The organism is Gelidibacter sp., from assembly GCF_053579655.1.
The window spans coordinates 245,552-261,630 of record NZ_JBMDWE010000001.1 but is presented as its reverse complement, the minus strand read 5'-3'; the positions used below and the strand labels follow the sequence as shown (position 1 = coordinate 261,630).

Genomic DNA, 16,079 nt, shown 5'->3' with positions numbered 1-16,079 from the left:
GAAATATTATGATTAAAATAATAATATTTAAAACTTCAAAACCATCTTAATATTACTCCGTTTGTAAGGTGAGTTTTCCTCCATGGGAATTTCAACAAAGCCATATTTTCTATAAATATAGATGGCATTTTCCAATTTTGTATTCGAGTAGAGGAGAAGGGACTTATAATGATTCGATTTCGCAAAATCAATGCAATACTGGATCAGTTGCTGTCCTATTTTAAATCCTCTATGTTTTGGGGAAACAGCCATTTTGGAAAGTTCGTAAACATTAGAATCTGTAGTGGGCATTAAGGCTACTGTTCCAACAATTTCGCCATCGAGTTTGGCATAAAAAATATGACCGCCCTTATCAATGATATAATGTTCGGGTTTGTTCAATACTTCTTCGTCAAAAGGTTCGACATAAAAGAAAGTCTTTAACCATTCGACATTGAGTGTGTAAAAATCATTGGCGTACTTTTTCTCAAAAGGAATAATTTCAATCATTAAACTAAGGTTGTATAGCCAATTAAAACGGCTGTTAATAATCCGAAAAGCAAGCTTAAGATGGCTAAGCTTCTACTTTCTGTTTTTTTTGAAATAAATCTAAAAATGACCATCAAGGGAATAACAGCGCCCATGATAAAAATAGGAATTGTGATCCACTCCATAAGTGCTCTAAAGGAATCATTGCTCCAGTTTTTTACAAACATGAGATTCATTATTAAAACATAAAGCAACACAGTGATGCTTCCTATAAATAACCATAAATCGATTTTGTATTGTCTATTTTCCATTATCATTTGATTGATTAGCTCTCATAAAATCGGTAATCAAATAGGTAATCAGTTTTCCTACAATAGTCTCAGTTTCTGGAGTTGGAGCTGCTTCACAAATATGCAGATAGACCGCATTGCTCTGTTTTCCAAAATAACTTACAAAAGATCTGGCCTTTTTAACGCTAAAACCGCTGGGGGTCATAGCGCTGCTTGGAATTAACGTAATGGCATCACAATCTACCTCAATACCAAAAGGCTTATCTGCCACATGTTTGGCAGCGCGTTCTAATTCTGCTTTGAATTTTTTATCCTTTCTGATGATTAAGGATTCAAAAGTATTGTATTGAAGTGCTTTAAATCTGTCCAAGGTTTTAAAAATATGGTCAGACGTATAATTTTCATGCAGTCCAAAAATAAAATACTTCCTTAAAAAACCTTCAGAGTAAGCATAGCTAAAGCCATTGCCACTATGGCGACCTTCTTCACGTCTAAAATCAGAATGCGCGTCAAAATTGACCGCATTCATCGGTTTTTTAAAAGCCAAGGAAGCTCCTTTTAAATTGCCATAAGCATTGTTGTGACCGCCACCCACAACAATTGGTTTTTTCCCTGAACGAACAATTTGATAGATCAAATCCGTGACGTGCTTATCAATTTTTTCGGTCAATTTTCGAGCCTTTTCAATGTGCCTTTTGTCGGAGGCGTCATAGCCGTCAATCTTTTCCATCTCTTTGGAAAAATCAAGATGCCCTAATATGAGTACTTTGCTCGGATTTGTAAACGTATTACTTTGGATGTTTAATAACACCTTTAAAGTAGCTTTCCAAGCTCTGGCTGTTCCTCGGTTTCCATAGTTTGCAAACACACCAACATCTTCTGGAATCCCAATAATTACATAGTCAACGTCTAAATTAACAAGAGATTCGTATATATTGGTAGACTTAGAAAGTAATTGAATATGTTCTCCAAACTTGGATTCATTGGCTCTTTTTTTTAATAACGTATCTAAATCGTGTGTTTTAAATAGAACAAGTTTGTCCATTATGGGAATTTAATTTTACATTTGAAGAATTAAAAGTACATCATTATTTATTTCCTAACAATTAAATAATTTTAAACCAGCCTTAATTTAAGTATCAACAACTAAAAACAAAACTTATGGAGAGTACAAAAAGTAACAAAAATACCGGATTAAAGATTGCCTTGGGGATATTATTAGCCCTGTTCGTTGGAACGGGTTTTTACACCTCAAAATTATATAATGAGAAAAAGGCCAATGAAGCTACTTTAACCAAGGAGAAGCAGTTGGTAATGACTGATTTAAATAATATGGCAAAACAATATGATATTGCCATTGGAGAAAATAAAGTCGCAAATCAAGATTTGGTAGAGGCTAGAGGTAGAATTCAAGGTTTGATGGATTCATTGAAAATATCTCAAAACAGCATTAACAGCTTAATGAGCTACAGAAAGAAATATTTGTCTCTTCAAGAAGAAATGAAAGCACTTTTAACTGAAAATGACAAGTTGAAAATCCAAAATGCATTATTATCTACGTCATTGGACAGCACTAATGTAAGATTGGCAGAACGTACCATGTTTACCGATTCGTTGTTGGTTCAAAATACTGAATTGGCAAACGTAGTTGAAAATGCAGCAGTATTACAAGCTGTAGGATTAAAAGCATTTGGAGTTATTGAAAGAAGTTCAGGGAAATTAATTCCGACAGAACGCGCACGTCGTAGTGATAAAATCAGAATTTGCTATACCGTTGCAAAAAACACTTTAGTAGGTGCTGGGGATAAAGAATTGTATGTGCAGGTGTTAGATCCTAAGGATAATGTTTTAGGGGCTAATGAGCAGATTCAATTTGGCCAAACTGTCTTGAACTATAGCATCGTAAGTAAATTTAACTACGAAAACAGAAACCTTAATATTTGTGAATTTGTTTCTCCAAAAGGACAGTTTGACAAAGGCCGTTATGTTGTGAATATTTTCAACAAGAAGGAATTGGTTTCAACTACTGAATTCACTTTGGAATAATTAAAATAAATTAAAATTTAAAACCCGAAAGTCAGATGATTTTCGGGTTTTTTTATGCTTTATGATTTTTGGAATATGATCTTTACAGCGTCTAATTGGTTTCAAATTGAGCTAAAACTATGCACCTACTACATCTCGCTTTAGCTTCTAAAATTTTTGACACGAATTTCACGAATTTCACGAATTTTCACGGACATAATCTTTCTCTGAGAAAGCCAGCTCAAATTTTTCACCATAAATTTCACGAATACAGACTTTTAGTCTGTTTAAAAACCAGCCAAATTGCATGGTGGGCTGATATAGCTCTTTAGTCCATTGATTTAGTTAACACCACTTAATCTAATATTTTTCCACTTATGATTACGGTATCAATCAAATTATCGCCAAAGGCATAAGGCAAATTATTATAACTTTCTATTTCTTTGGTAATGATGAGATTCGCTTTTTTTCCTCTACAAATGCTTCCGTATTGATTGGAAATCCCCATGGCATAAGCGCCATTTATGGTGGCAGCGTTGATGGCTTCTTCGGGTGTCATTCGTAATTTGATGCACGCCGTACTGACTACAAAGTTCATATTACCACTTGGTGTCGTTCCTGGATTATAATCGGAGGCGATGGCCAAAGGCAACCCCGCATCAATGATTTGACGTGCTGGTGTGTACGGAATACTTATAAAATAAGAACAGGAGGGAAGCGCTACAGGCATGGTGTTACTGTCTTTTAAGGCGTCGATGTCCTCTGGTCTCATTTCTTCAAGATGATCTACAGAAAGCGCCTTATATTTTACGGCAAGGGCTACGCCTCCAAAAGCATTAAACTGATTGACGTGAATTTTGGGGATGAGTCCATAAGCTGCACCTGCCTGTAGAATACGTTCGGTATCTTCTAAATCGAAATAACCTTTCTCACAAAACACATCAATATAATCGGCGAGTTTGGCTTGACCAACTTGCGGAATCATTTCAGAAATGACGCGGTCCACAAACTTTTCCTTATGGTCTTTAAATTCTTTCGGAACGGCATGAGCAGCCAGTAAAGTTGTTTTTATAAGTGCCAAGGACTCTTTTTTTAAGCGTTTGATGACGCGGAGCATTTTTAATTCGGCGTCAACCGTTAAACCATATCCGGATTTTATCTCAATGGCGCCAGTGCCCAGTTTCATGACGCGATTTAATCGTTTTAAGGATTGTTGATACAGGTCCTCTTCAGATGTATTTTGTAGTACTTCAGCGGAGTTTAATATACCGCCGCCGCGTTGTGCAATTTCTTCATAAGATAGTCCATTGATACGATCCACAAATTCTTGCGATCGATCTCCGGCATACACAATATGAGTGTGGGAATCACACCAGGCAGGAAGCACCATTTTTCCTTTGGCATCAATCACTTCGTCGGCTTCATAATCAATATAATCTGACATAGATCCATATTCAACAATAGTGTCATGCTCGATAATGAGATAGGCATTTTTTATAGTGGGAAGAATTTTCATGTCTTCGCCCTTAACTATAGTAACGTTGTGATCTCTAACTTGAATGAGCTCTTTAATATTGATAATAAGTATGGACATCTGTGAAATTTAAGTGTTAACTAAGTTGCGAAATACGCATAAAAAAAGCAAGTTATTAAAATAAACTTGCTTTTTTATAAATTCCCGAAGGCTTTATGTTTTTTTAATCTAAGAGGATAGATTATTTAAGTTCGCCCACCATGTTTTCAGGTTTAACCCATTCATCATAATCTTCAGCGGTTACGTAGCCCAAGTTAACAGCTTCTTCTTTTAAGGTCGTTCCGTTTTTATGTGCGGTATTGGCAATTTCTGCCGCTTTATAATAGCCGATTTTTGTGTTTAGAGCAGTTACCAACATCAACGAGTTATTCAACAAATGCTTGATCACATCATGGTTAGGCTCAATGCCTTGTGCGCAATGTTCGTCAAAACTTCTACAAGCATCTCCTAATAATTGAGCAGATTGCAATAGGTTGGCCGCCATCATAGGTTTGAACACGTTCAACTCATAATGTCCTTGAGTACCGCCAACACTTACAGCCACATCATTACCCATTACTTGGGCACAAACCATGGTCAAGGCTTCACATTGTGTCGGATTCACTTTTCCTGGCATAATCGAGCTTCCTGGCTCATTTGCCGGAATGATGATTTCTCCAATACCGCTTCTTGGACCGGATGCCATCATACGGATATCATTGGCGATTTTGTTTAAGCTTACTGCCAATTGTTTTAAAGCACCGTGCGTTCCGACTAAAGCATCGTGTGCGGCGAGTGCTTCAAACTTGTTGGGGGCTGTAATAAAAGGTAAACCTGTAAATTTTGCGATATACTCTGCAACAAGTTCACTATACCCTTTAGGTGTGTTTAAACCAGTACCTACGGCAGTTCCTCCAAGTGCCAATTCGCTTAAATGTGGCAAGGTATTTTGCAATGCTTTTAGACCATGATCCAATTGTGCTACATAACCTGAAATTTCTTGACCAAGCGTAATAGGTGTCGCGTCCATTAAATGGGTACGTCCAATTTTTACGACATTTTTAAATTCCGTAGCTTTTTGATGAAGTGTATTTCGTAACTGAATGACGCCATGAATGGTGTTTTCAGCTATTTTTTTATAAATCGCAATATGCATTCCTGTTGGAAAGGTATCGTTTGAAGACTGAGATTTGTTGACATCATCATTGGCTCCAATAACAGGATCGCCTTGGCCAATCGTTTTGCCAGCCAATTGTTGTGCTCTGTTGGCAATAACTTCATTGACGTTCATATTACTTTGCGTACCAGAACCAGTTTGCCAAATTACCAATGGAAATTGGTCATCATGCTTTCCTTCCAATATCTCATCGCAAACTTGGGCAATCAAATCGCGTTTTTCAATAGGTAAAACGCCTAATTCACAATTTGTAAATGCTGCTGCTTTTTTAAGATAAGCAAAACCATAAATAATTTCTAAAGGCATTGATGCAGGTGCACCAATTTTAAAGTTATTGCGGGAACGTTCAGTTTGTGCGCCCCAAAGTTTATCGGCAGGTACTTTAACCTCGCCCATTGTGTCTTTTTCAATTCTGTATTCCATGATTTTCGATGATTAATTTACTTACAAAGTTAGGCCTTTGCACTGAATTTGTGGGTATTTTCGATATTAATTCCCAAAGGAAAACTCAATTCCATCCCAACCAGATCAGTTCATCAAAAAAGCACAACCTTATCAGATTGTGCTTTTAAATTATATAAACTTTAGTTTAGAAGTTATAAGTCAATACACCCGCAAAATTGCGCGGATCGGTCTGATTGATATAACTGGTGCGATAAGCATTATAACCAATTTCATTGAAAACGTTATTCAGTAAAAATCTGAAATTCCAATGGTTGTTAAATTTGTAAGCTACCTGAGCATTGGTTTGTGTATAAGCATCTACGTAAAATGGTTTTTGGTTTGGCACGATTCCTTCGTGGGTTACCGCTCCTGAACTCCAATCATTAATTGGCCGTTCGCCAGTATAATAAATTCCTGCGCCAACCGATAAACCTTCTAATTGCTCTTTAAAGCTATAATTTACATAAGCGTTAAAAGTGTGCTTAGGTGTATTTAAGGGCGCTGATCCATAAACATAGGACGTATGTTTTTTGTATTGTGCATCAATATAGGAATAGCCAGTAATGACTTCAAGATTATCAAGAATTCGACCACTCAATTCAACTTCAATCCCTTTCCGTTCATCATTTCCACCTTTTTGGAAATAGCCTGTAGCTACCCAATTTTCGTCATAAACAGGAAGATTGATGCCTTTATTATTGATTTTGAAGAAGGTCAAATTAAATCGTAAACGGCTGTCCAACCAATTGGTTTTAATTCCAGTTTCTAATTGATCAAAACGTTCATTACCCAGAGCATTGCCATTAACATCTAATCTGGAGGCTGTTCTTGGGTACGAACTGTTGGTATAGGAAGCAAACACATTAATGTTTTTGAAAGGAGTAAGTATGACGCCTGCCAATGGATTGAAAGCATCACTCCGCGTGGTTTCTGTTTCTGCCTCTGTTTGCGTGCTGCTATAACGAATGCCTAAAAATGTTTTTAACCAAGGGTTGAAAGTGATCACGTCTTGTGCTACAAAACCAAGCGCTCTCGATTTTGCTCCGGCCAATTTTGCGGCAGTTAATTTCAAGTTATTAGGTAATTCGTTGTTGTTTTCTGCAAACACATCAATGGTATCGACGTTTGATGCGGTTTGGGTTGACGTACTGAAATTTGAAGTTCTGTAATCGAATCCTACTTGAAAAGTATGGGAAATGCTGCCAGTTTTAATGTCATCTCCAATAAGATCAAATTGAAGCACACTGTTGGAATCTTTTCGGTCAGAAATAGAATAACCGCGGTTTCTTTGATTGTAGATGGGGTCTCCAGCAGGGTTTTTAAGGACAGTTCCAAGACTTGCACCTTTGTCATTCAAATCTAAATCTGATTTAAAAAATGCCGCTTTTAAACTTAATTTATCATTAAGCTCACGATTAAAACGCGCTGAATAGGTGGCGTTTTTGGTTAAGGATCGATCATTGGCATATCCTAAAAAGCGATTGTGAGGTAAGTCATATATGGCATTCACATCATTTTCAGCAAGATTAACCGTACCCAAATCTGGCGTTCGGCTGTCGTCAAAATAATCCATTTCTAAAGTCAGTGTTGATTTGTCATCCACTTTCCATTCAAAAGAAGGATTGAAGTAGAATCGGTCAGAGGACACGCCATCGCGGAAACTGTCAGCACGTTCCAAAGCACCATTGATTCTAAAAGCAACATTTTCAGTAGCAGTAAGCGGTCCAAAAACATCAAATGTGGTACGCGCTTGGCCATAACTTCCAGCTCTTACAGACGCATTGCCACCATAGTAATATTTAGGAGTTTTAGTCACAATATTGATCACACCACCTGGGCTTCCTAAATCGGTGGCGACACCTTGTGTAATTGCCGCAGCGCCTTTTAGAACCTGAATATTATCAACACCTTGCATATCGGTCAAAATCCCAGTGCCTCTAAAATCGGAGTGTACACGAACCCCGTTTTTTAAGATTGGAATTCCTCTAAAACCACGGGACGACATACTTTCACGCTTATTACCATAGGTAGCAAAAGCGTAAACTCCTGGAACGTTTTTAGTGGCGTCAGCTATCGTTAAATTGCCTTGTTGAGCGATTAGCTTTTCAGAAATAATGGAGATACTTTGTATTTGCTCATAAGGCGCCAAAGGTAATCTGGTAAGTGCTTCAATTTTGTCAGGATGTTTGTATCTGCTTCCAAATACCTCTACTTGATCTAATTCTGAATCACTGCTAAGATGAAATTTGAGGCTTAAAGTTTCATTAGTTCTTAATTGAACCGTTTGAAATGATGGTTTAAAACCAACATAAGAAACTTTAATAGTGTAATCTCCAGAGGCAAGATTTGTGAGTTTGAAGTAACCGTTGGCATCGGCAGAGGTTCCGAAGGTTGTACCTTCAATTAAAACATTAGCGAAAGGGATGATCTTCTTGTCTTCATCCGTGATTGTGCCTTCTATTTTTGATTGTGAATAACTTAATTGTCCTATTAAAACAAGGAACAAGAATATCTTTTTAATTGCCATTTTATTTGGATTGATTATAAATAAGGACGCAAAGATATTATGCAGATTTAATTTATCAAAGTTTATTTAGACTAATTACAAATAATAAAATCTATTGTGCTGAATTTTAGAAAGATAGTTGTCAAATTATTTTAGCTATAAATTCAGGCGCTATTAATGCGGGCAGATGAGGTTCGACGGCTTATCTGGCAATCAAAATTCAGATATTATTTGTAAAATACAACATCATTTATTGACTATGCAATACATTGAGATTTATGTTGAATAATCGTTATCATTTTAATAAAATTTAAATCGGTAATAAAACCGGCCTAAATATTAAAAAGGACAATTCTTTCTAGAAAAAGGTGAAATGTCCAATGCGTGCGTCATTTTTTGGAGTTACCGATACATCTTTATGACGTAGTCGAAAAGAAATTCTTCAAAATTAAATTTCTTGCCCTATGACAAGTGTGGTTTAGTGAATTTGTTTTAATTTTAATAACAACTTAAAATTGAAGTTATTATGAATGTAAACACACCTATCGTTTGGTTCGAAATTTATGTAGATGACATGAATAGAGCCTCAAAATTTTATGAAACTGTATTGGGGACAAAATTAGAAAGATTGATGAGTCCTACCAGCGATGAAATCGAAATGAAAAGTTTTTCAGGTGACATGAATACTTATGGTGCTAGCGGTGCTTTGGTTAAAATGGAAGGTATGAAGGCGGGAGGGAATTCTACCGTTGTTTATTTTGGAAGCAAGGACTGCAACATTGAAGAACAGCGCATCGAGAAAGCAGGTGGCAAAATATTGAATCCTAAAATGTCTATAGGCAAACATGGGTTTATTACAATGTTTATGGATACCGAAGGAAATATGATCGGTTTACACTCGATGGAATAGCAATTTATATAAAACGTGGGTCTGTTTTTCTGAAAGGCATAAAACGCAAAAGACTATGTTTTATTCAGATGACGTTTAAAGCGAAAACTGATCATGTTTTATCATAAATCATCAGTGTTACCCGCTTGAACGGACGGGCAGGTCTGCGTTCTATTATAAAAATCGAACTTAAAAAAGGAATAAAAAATCTTATCAATATCCAGACGATTATATTTCAGGATTTTCTGCTGAGATGACTTAAATATTCAACATTCCAAAGTCCTATTACTATTTTTAGTTTAAAATTATTGAGAAATCGCCGTGGCACTATTGAACTATATACAAGCACAAATCACCACGTTTATGCTATAAAAAAAATTAAATCGTAAAGGTCATGAACGCAGAAAAGATCACAGTAGAAGCAACCATCAAGGGAGATGTGCAAAAGATTTGGCGTTATTGGACACAACCCAATCATATTACAAAATGGAATTTTGCAAGCGATGAATGGTGCAGTCCAAAGGCGGAAAATGATTTAAGAGTAGGTGGGAAGTTGTCAAGCCGGATGGAAGCCAAGGATGGAAGTTTTGGATTTGATTTTGAAGGTGTTTATGACGAGGTTTTTGACCATGAAAAAATCACCTATACAATGCCAGATGGACGCATTTCAACAACAAGGTTTAAAAGTCTAGGAGAACATGTAGAAGTGACCACCATATTTGACGCCGAAGCACAAAATTCAATAGCGATGCAAAGAGAAGGTTGGCAGGCCATTCTTAATAATTTCAAAAGTTATGTTGAAGCACATTGATTGAAGTGTTCAACTATCTGAAGAAAAGAAATTTCAATGCTTGTTAGATGAAAATGCAGATTGATTTAAAAGAGCTGATGGCACATATTTGATGTGATCCTTGAAAACCTTGTTAATAAATCTTAAAATTGGTATTGTATAAACAAAAGGTTTCTCCTATATTTGCTTTAATTATTATAAAGAACTTGCAACATGTTTACATTTGAACAATATTTAGGATTTATAGCCTTTTTAACCATTTTGACCATGGGTTTTTGGTTAATGATATTTTTAATGACTTTCGTTATTCCTTACTGGGTCATTGGATCATCAATAGAACGATTTAAAGAAATTAAAGCAGAACGCAAAGCGAAAAGAGAAGCGGCTACCCTATAGAAGTAACTTCCAATTATATATTAAAAAAGCGGTTTCAAATTATGAAACCGCTTTTTTTTTTGTTCTTATATTTTTTGGTTTTTACCTTATGCTTGAAACTTAAAGCCTCAAGCATAAGGTAAGAACGGTCTATCCTTCAAAATCAAAATCTTCGCCACCATTTCCGCGATCCATAGAGCGCTGTTGTTTCTTTTGTTGGTTGAAACGGTAGGTAAATGAGAGATTGAAACTTCTTTGTCTCCACTGAAATTCAGAAGAACTGGTATATGCAGAAGTAAATGAATCCATCGATCTTTTTCTGGTATTGAACACATCACTTACGTTAAACGCAATTGAGCCCTGGTCTTTAAAAACATCTTTGCTAAAGGCCAAATCAGTAGAGAACATTCCTTTTGTTTTATTTTGGGCATCTTCACTTGGTCCCATATAGAAAATACGTGTTTGCCAGTCAATTTTACCAGGTAAGGTATATTTGTTATTGAAACGTACAAACCAGCTTAAGTTTTCTGCGCCATAATCTACTTTGTTATATACTCCTGCAGTTTTTGATTGAAACAAGTTAAAGTTACCATTCATGTTCCAATCTCTTGATGGGCGGTAAGTTAAGGTAAACTCAAAACCAAATCTGTCATTAGTTGCCAAGTTGATAGGTGTTCTTCTGATTACAGGATTCACACTTTCATATTGAGACGTAAGATTTTCAAAGTTTGGATCATTTTCATTAATGGTGAAGTTGATGTCTCTAATGTAATAATCGCCTGTAGTTTCACTAATAAAACTGAACACGTCCGTTGCTCTTTCATAATAGATGGAAGAGTTCAAGGTAAACTTATTGATTTTAGTCAAATAACCTAAATCAACTTTGTTGGAGTAGCTTGGATCGATATCAGGATTTCCTACAAATAAACTTGTTGGGCTAGTTCTTGAAGGAAATGGATTGATGAAACGGGAATATGGTCTTCTGATGCGTCGGTTGTATCCTAATTGAAAACTCTGGTTCTCATTTAATTCATAGCCTAGATTCACTGTTGGGAACAAACCAGCATAATCCTTTTTTTGTACATCATTAGTGGTTTTTTGATCAATGGTAATACGCGCAGATTCCATACGCAAGCCCATTAAATAAGAAAATTTCTTATTGATCTTACTTCCAAATTGCGTGTAAACAGCATTCACATAATCTTTGTAGAGTAAATTATTGCTGACATTTGGATCTACTTCAAAGTTGCCATTTTCAAAAAACAACAAGCTATAATCGGTATCCAATTGATTAAAATTACCACGGTATCCAAATTCAAACTGGCTATTGTCGCCAATAGGACGTACGTAATCAGATTGTAATAAGATTTTATCCTGATTTTGAAGTGTGAAAACACGCTCTACTTCAGTACCATCTTGGGTAATGAATGAGCGATTGTCTTCGTCACTGGTTTCGTATTGAAAATCGAAAGTTAATTTATGCTGACTGTTGTTATCAAATTGCTTGTTAAGGTTAACAGCATATTGGATCGTTTTAGAATTTTGATCTTCTGGATCGAAACGTGAAGAAAGTGAGGTCAAATTATTGTTGATATCGTATTCTCTACTGATGTTTGTAGAATTATTATCTCGGTCGCTGTTTCTGTACACCAATGAGGTGGTCAAAGACGTCGAATTATTGATATACCACTCCACGCCAAGGTTGGTCGTAAAGTTGTTGCTTACTCTGTTGGAATTACGTTTTTCAAATAAGAATGTATCAGGTTTATCTTCGATGATATTTCCATTCTCATCACGTCTAATGTTGAAATAATGGGTATCTGTAGAAGATTTTCCTGGCGAATCGCTATAAGAATAACTTGTGGTATTGAAAAAATTGAAATCGCCAGTTCTGTAGTTAATATTCCCAGAAAGACCTGCAGATGTTGGATGTCCAGCATTTGCCGTAATAGCGCCATTTAAACCTTGAAGTTTACTTCTCTTTAAGATGATATTTAGAATTCCACCTGTACCTTGAGCATCATAACGCGCCGATGGCGATGTGATGACTTCAACGCGCTCAATTGATTCAGCTGGTAGTTGACGCAAGGCATCTGTTGAGTTAAGACCAACTAATCCAGAAGGTTTCCCATTGATTAAAATGGTCACGTTATCGTTACCTCTTAAGGACACATTCCCTTCAACATCGACTGAAACAGAAGGTATATTATCTAGTACGTCACTTACAGTTCCACCTCTAACGGTCAAATCAGAACCAACGTTATATATTTTTTTGTCCAACTTAATTTCCACCGTTGTGCGTTCGGCAATAATTGAAACTTCGCCTAAAGCTTGAGCGTCAATCGCAATGGTCAAGACACCTAAATCAGTGTTTTTAAGTAAAGTTTTATTAGGAATTTTTATAGTGCCATATGAGATGTATTCTACAGAAATATCATAGGTACCTCTTGGGACTTTTATATCAAATTTACCTTGTGTATCAGTGATGCCACCTGTGACAATCCTGTTTTCTTTTTTACTGAAAAAAGCGATGGTTGCATATTCAAGAGGCTGATTGACATCTTTGTCCATCACTGTACCTGTAATGCTGACCTCCTCTTGAGCGGAGAGAATGTTTGAAGTAAATAGAAAAAGTAAGGTAAATAAGTAGGGAATTAGTTTCATTAGTTTAGTTGTTTTTCTTTGTTTTTTGTAATTTTTTAATTTCAGCTTTATTGTCGGTTAAATATCTTTGGATGGAATTGATGGTTTCTTCAGTGTAAAGTTCTTCAACATCCGAAAAATGAGTGGCTTTTAATTGTTCCACTAGTGGCTGTTTTTCATATTCTGAAACTTCAGTCATCATGATTTGATTTCGTTTTTTATAGAACTCATCAATTTTCTGTTTGATGATGGCTCCTTTAAAATCATCGACCTTTAATAAATTGATGTAGGTATCCATGCGATCGTAATATTCCTGATATTGTTTTTGGATGTATTTTTCACGTTCTTTTTCCCTAGCCGCATCCGTTTGGGCATATGAAGTACTAACGCTAAAAAAAAGCATCAAAAGAGACATCCTGACTAATTTTGTGACCATAACATGCTGGTTTAGTTAATAAGAATGCGAAAATAGAATTTGGTTTAATGATGTTTGGTTAAAGTTGTGTTAAAGAATCCGCTATAAAACCTCGACGATTTTCTGCGGAGGGCGGCCTATAACGGCTTTGTTACCGTTTATGACGATTGGCCGTTCGATAAGTTGTGGGTGCTTTGCCATGGCGGAAATGATATCATCATCAGAGAGTTCTAAATTCTTGAAATTCTCTTTCCAAATAGACTCATGGGTTCTTACCAATTCAATAGGTTTGATTTTTAAAAGACCAATGATTTCTTTAAGTTCTGCAACACTTAATAATTGGTCCATGTACTTAATGACTTGGAAGTTTGCTTTTTCATTTTCTAAAATTGCTAGTCCCTCTCTAGATTTGCTGCATCTGGGATTATGGTAGATCGATATCATTTTGGGTTTATTTTATAGGAATATCCAAAGTTACACCAATTGAATGCAGTTCACAATTATTTCCATTTAATGCGTAATTTCAGATTGCAATGTCGAAAGATTTTAATTCTGCTTTCAACTGGTCAGGGTTTTGAAAATGTATGGTATTGATGCCTAGTTCTTTGGCCGCGTTGATATTTCGAAGATTATCATCTATAAAAACGGAGTTTTCTGCCTCTATATTAAAGCGATTTAAAGTCAATTCATAAATATCCTTAAATGGTTTACGAGTTTTTTCTTCGCCCGAAACTAATATACCTTCAAACCAATGTAAAAAATCAAAAGTTTCCAAAGCAACAGGAAAGGTTTCATGGCTCCAGTTTGTGAGTGCAACCACTTTAAATTGCTTACTATCGATTAATTTTTTTAGAATGTCAACAGTGCCTTCAATAGCTTCTCCCAGCATTTCTTCCCAGCGTCCATAAAACATTTTAATAAGTTCTTCATGCTCAGGGAAAAGTGCAATACGCTCCTCAGTTGCTTTTGCTAACGGGTAGCCTGCATCTTGGTTTTCATTCCAGTCATGGGTACAAATAGTATCGAAAAACCATTGCATTTTTTCTCTATCGCCTTCAAAAACGTCCAGGTATACATATTCTGGGTTCCAATCGATAAGAACGCCTCCGAGGTCGAAAATTATGGTGTCTATTTTTTTCATTTTTAAATTTATTATTGATCCAGAAGTTTTTGATTCTATTAATTCAATTTGGCCAAAATTCCATTCTTTTTCTGGATTAGCCAAAATTCTTATTTGTTAATTGTAATTGAATGATCAGCCAAATCATAGTAAGTCTGTTAAAAACATAAAGTGTATTTCTCCACGTCAATCAAATGTTCTTCATTTATTACAGAAATGTCTAACTTTCTTATATTTACCCAATGTAGAAGCATGAGCATAGGCGCTAAAACTAATTATCTGAAAAACAGGTCAATCTTTTCAATGGGATTAGAATAAAATAAGAATAATGCTTGAAATATTTGAAAGTAAAATGAATGAAGTGAACTCGGACAAAATTAATATGTTTTGGCATAAAGTTCCTTTTGGGAAAAAAAACTTCGGAGATGTTTTAGGACCTTATATCGTAGAGAATCTTTCGGGTAAAAAACCCATGTACACGCCACTACTGCATACAGGCTTCAATAAACTATTCGTTTTAACCTATCTCAGGGCGATTTACAACAGAAAATTATCTGTTAAGGAAATGTATTATAATATCCAATTTCTATTAGGTAAGAAACAGAACCTTCTTTTAACTATCGGTAGTGTAATTGATTGGTATACCAATCCTAATTGTGATATATGGGGTTCAGGTATTATAAAACAAAATTGCCAAATAACCAATGCTAATTTCTACGCAGTTCGCGGAAAACACACTCAACTTCGTCTTAAACAGCTAGGTTATCAAGCTCCAGAAGCCATCGGAGATCCAGCATTATTAATGCCGCTGATATTCACACCTAAGGTAAATAAAAAATACAAATTAGGAATTATTCCACATTTTTTACACTATGAGGAAATCATTGAAAAATTAAATAGCGATGACGTTTTAATTATCAATCTTTTTGATGCTATAGAAAAGGTCATTGAAGATGTATGTTCTTGTGAAAAAATAATTTCAAGTTCCCTTCATGGTATCATCATAGGTCACGCTTACGATGTTCCTTCATTATGGTTTGGGCTTGCTAGTGGTAATATTGGCGGAGATGATATTAAGTTTGCAGATTATTTTTCCAGTGTGGAAATAAGGGAATATGAAAGGTTTAAAATAGATCATAACCGTTATGATGAAAACTATCTTACTATTATAGAATCACTATTCGATGAACATAAAGAACTCACTTTAGTTACTTCTGAAATATTAAAAAAGATACAAGGGGATTTAATTAAATCGGCTCCCTTTACCATAAGGCCTCAGTTTAGAGAAATTGGAGAGGAATAGTTTTAAAAACATAAATATCGGATAAATCAAATGGATTGATTTATCCGACATTTTATTTTTAGTGATTTTTTAAAGACAGGCAATTGACTGATCGCTTTTCCTAGATTAATAATTTAATCGC

Annotated in this window: 15 protein-coding genes; 5 read left to right on the top strand and 10 right to left on the bottom strand. The window is 35.6% G+C overall.

Features of this window, described 5'->3' with window-relative positions:
• Nucleotides 1-27: 27 nt before the first annotated feature.
• The 3 genes from ACOH2D_RS01080 to ACOH2D_RS01070 are packed head-to-tail and all read right to left on the bottom strand — an operon-like array spanning nt 28 to nt 1,803.
• Nucleotides 28-489 carry a GNAT family N-acetyltransferase gene (locus tag ACOH2D_RS01080; RefSeq protein WP_449534121.1) on the bottom strand — a complete coding sequence of 154 codons (462 nt, stop codon included), beginning with the start codon at nt 487-489 and terminating at the stop codon, nt 28-30.
• Nucleotides 489-779: a hypothetical protein gene (locus tag ACOH2D_RS01075; RefSeq protein ID WP_348035848.1), complete on the bottom strand. Its 291-nt coding sequence runs from the start codon at nt 777-779 to the stop codon at nt 489-491. The genes ACOH2D_RS01080 and ACOH2D_RS01075 overlap by 1 nt, the downstream gene beginning before the upstream one ends.
• Nucleotides 769-1,803, bottom strand: coding sequence for a formimidoylglutamase (locus tag ACOH2D_RS01070; protein ID WP_348035849.1), 1,035 nt, complete (start codon nt 1,801-1,803; stop codon nt 769-771). Before ACOH2D_RS01070 ends, ACOH2D_RS01075 begins: the two co-directional genes overlap by 11 nt.
• 116 nt (nt 1,804-1,919) lie before the next feature.
• Here ACOH2D_RS01070 and ACOH2D_RS01065 point away from each other — a divergent pair, with 116 nt between their 5' ends.
• The gene (locus ACOH2D_RS01065) at nt 1,920-2,804 is read left to right on the top strand and encodes a DUF8428 domain-containing protein (RefSeq protein WP_348035850.1); all 885 of its coding nucleotides are present in this window, start codon (nt 1,920-1,922) and stop codon (nt 2,802-2,804) included.
• 334 nt (nt 2,805-3,138) lie between these two features.
• On the opposite strand, the gene hutI is transcribed toward ACOH2D_RS01065, so the two are convergent.
• The 3 genes from hutI to ACOH2D_RS01050 all read right to left on the bottom strand — a co-directional run bounded on the left by hutI (nt 3,139) and on the right by ACOH2D_RS01050 (nt 8,444).
• A complete protein-coding gene (gene hutI / locus ACOH2D_RS01060) occupies nt 3,139-4,377 on the bottom strand; it encodes an imidazolonepropionase (protein ID WP_449534120.1) in 1,239 nt (412 codons plus the stop codon).
• A gap of 121 nt (nt 4,378-4,498) precedes the next feature.
• Entirely contained in the window at nt 4,499-5,896 is a 1,398-nt protein-coding gene (fumC, locus tag ACOH2D_RS01055) for a class II fumarate hydratase (RefSeq protein ID WP_348035852.1), read from the bottom strand.
• Between the two features lie 166 nt (nt 5,897-6,062).
• Nucleotides 6,063-8,444 carry a TonB-dependent siderophore receptor gene (locus tag ACOH2D_RS01050; RefSeq protein ID WP_348035853.1) on the bottom strand — a complete coding sequence of 794 codons (2,382 nt, stop codon included), beginning with the start codon at nt 8,442-8,444 and terminating at the stop codon, nt 6,063-6,065.
• A 505-nt stretch (nt 8,445-8,949) separates the two neighbouring features.
• Between ACOH2D_RS01050 and ACOH2D_RS01045 the strand changes: the two genes are divergently transcribed.
• The 3 genes from ACOH2D_RS01045 to ACOH2D_RS01035 all read left to right on the top strand — a co-directional run bounded on the left by ACOH2D_RS01045 (nt 8,950) and on the right by ACOH2D_RS01035 (nt 10,498).
• Nucleotides 8,950-9,333: a VOC family protein gene (locus ACOH2D_RS01045; RefSeq protein ID WP_348035854.1), complete on the top strand. Its 384-nt coding sequence runs from the start codon at nt 8,950-8,952 to the stop codon at nt 9,331-9,333.
• A gap of 373 nt (nt 9,334-9,706) precedes the next feature.
• On the top strand, nt 9,707-10,123 hold the full coding sequence (locus ACOH2D_RS01040) for an SRPBCC family protein (protein WP_449534119.1): 417 nt from the start codon (nt 9,707-9,709) through the stop codon (nt 10,121-10,123).
• 192 nt (nt 10,124-10,315) lie between these two features.
• Nucleotides 10,316-10,498: a hypothetical protein gene (locus tag ACOH2D_RS01035; protein WP_348035856.1), complete on the top strand. Its 183-nt coding sequence runs from the start codon at nt 10,316-10,318 to the stop codon at nt 10,496-10,498.
• Between the two features lie 129 nt (nt 10,499-10,627).
• Here the strand turns inward: ACOH2D_RS01035 and ACOH2D_RS01030 are convergent, their stop codons facing one another.
• From ACOH2D_RS01030 to ACOH2D_RS01015, 4 genes are all read right to left on the bottom strand, one after another.
• Nucleotides 10,628-13,141 (bottom strand): TonB-dependent receptor, encoded by a 2,514-nt coding sequence (locus ACOH2D_RS01030; protein WP_348035857.1) that lies wholly within the window; start codon nt 13,139-13,141, stop codon nt 10,628-10,630.
• A 4-nt stretch (nt 13,142-13,145) separates the two neighbouring features.
• Nucleotides 13,146-13,556, bottom strand: coding sequence for a hypothetical protein (locus ACOH2D_RS01025; protein WP_348035858.1), 411 nt, complete (start codon nt 13,554-13,556; stop codon nt 13,146-13,148).
• An 81-nt stretch (nt 13,557-13,637) separates the two neighbouring features.
• The gene (gene arsC / locus ACOH2D_RS01020; RefSeq protein ID WP_348035859.1) at nt 13,638-13,979 is read right to left on the bottom strand and encodes an arsenate reductase (glutaredoxin); all 342 of its coding nucleotides are present in this window, start codon (nt 13,977-13,979) and stop codon (nt 13,638-13,640) included.
• Between the two features lie 79 nt (nt 13,980-14,058).
• Nucleotides 14,059-14,676: an HAD family hydrolase gene (locus ACOH2D_RS01015; RefSeq protein ID WP_348035860.1), complete on the bottom strand. Its 618-nt coding sequence runs from the start codon at nt 14,674-14,676 to the stop codon at nt 14,059-14,061.
• A gap of 307 nt (nt 14,677-14,983) precedes the next feature.
• Here ACOH2D_RS01015 and ACOH2D_RS01010 point away from each other — a divergent pair, with 307 nt between their 5' ends.
• A complete protein-coding gene (locus ACOH2D_RS01010; RefSeq protein ID WP_449534118.1) occupies nt 14,984-15,958 on the top strand; it encodes a polysaccharide pyruvyl transferase family protein in 975 nt (324 codons plus the stop codon).
• Nucleotides 15,959-16,079: the final 121 nt, after the last annotated feature.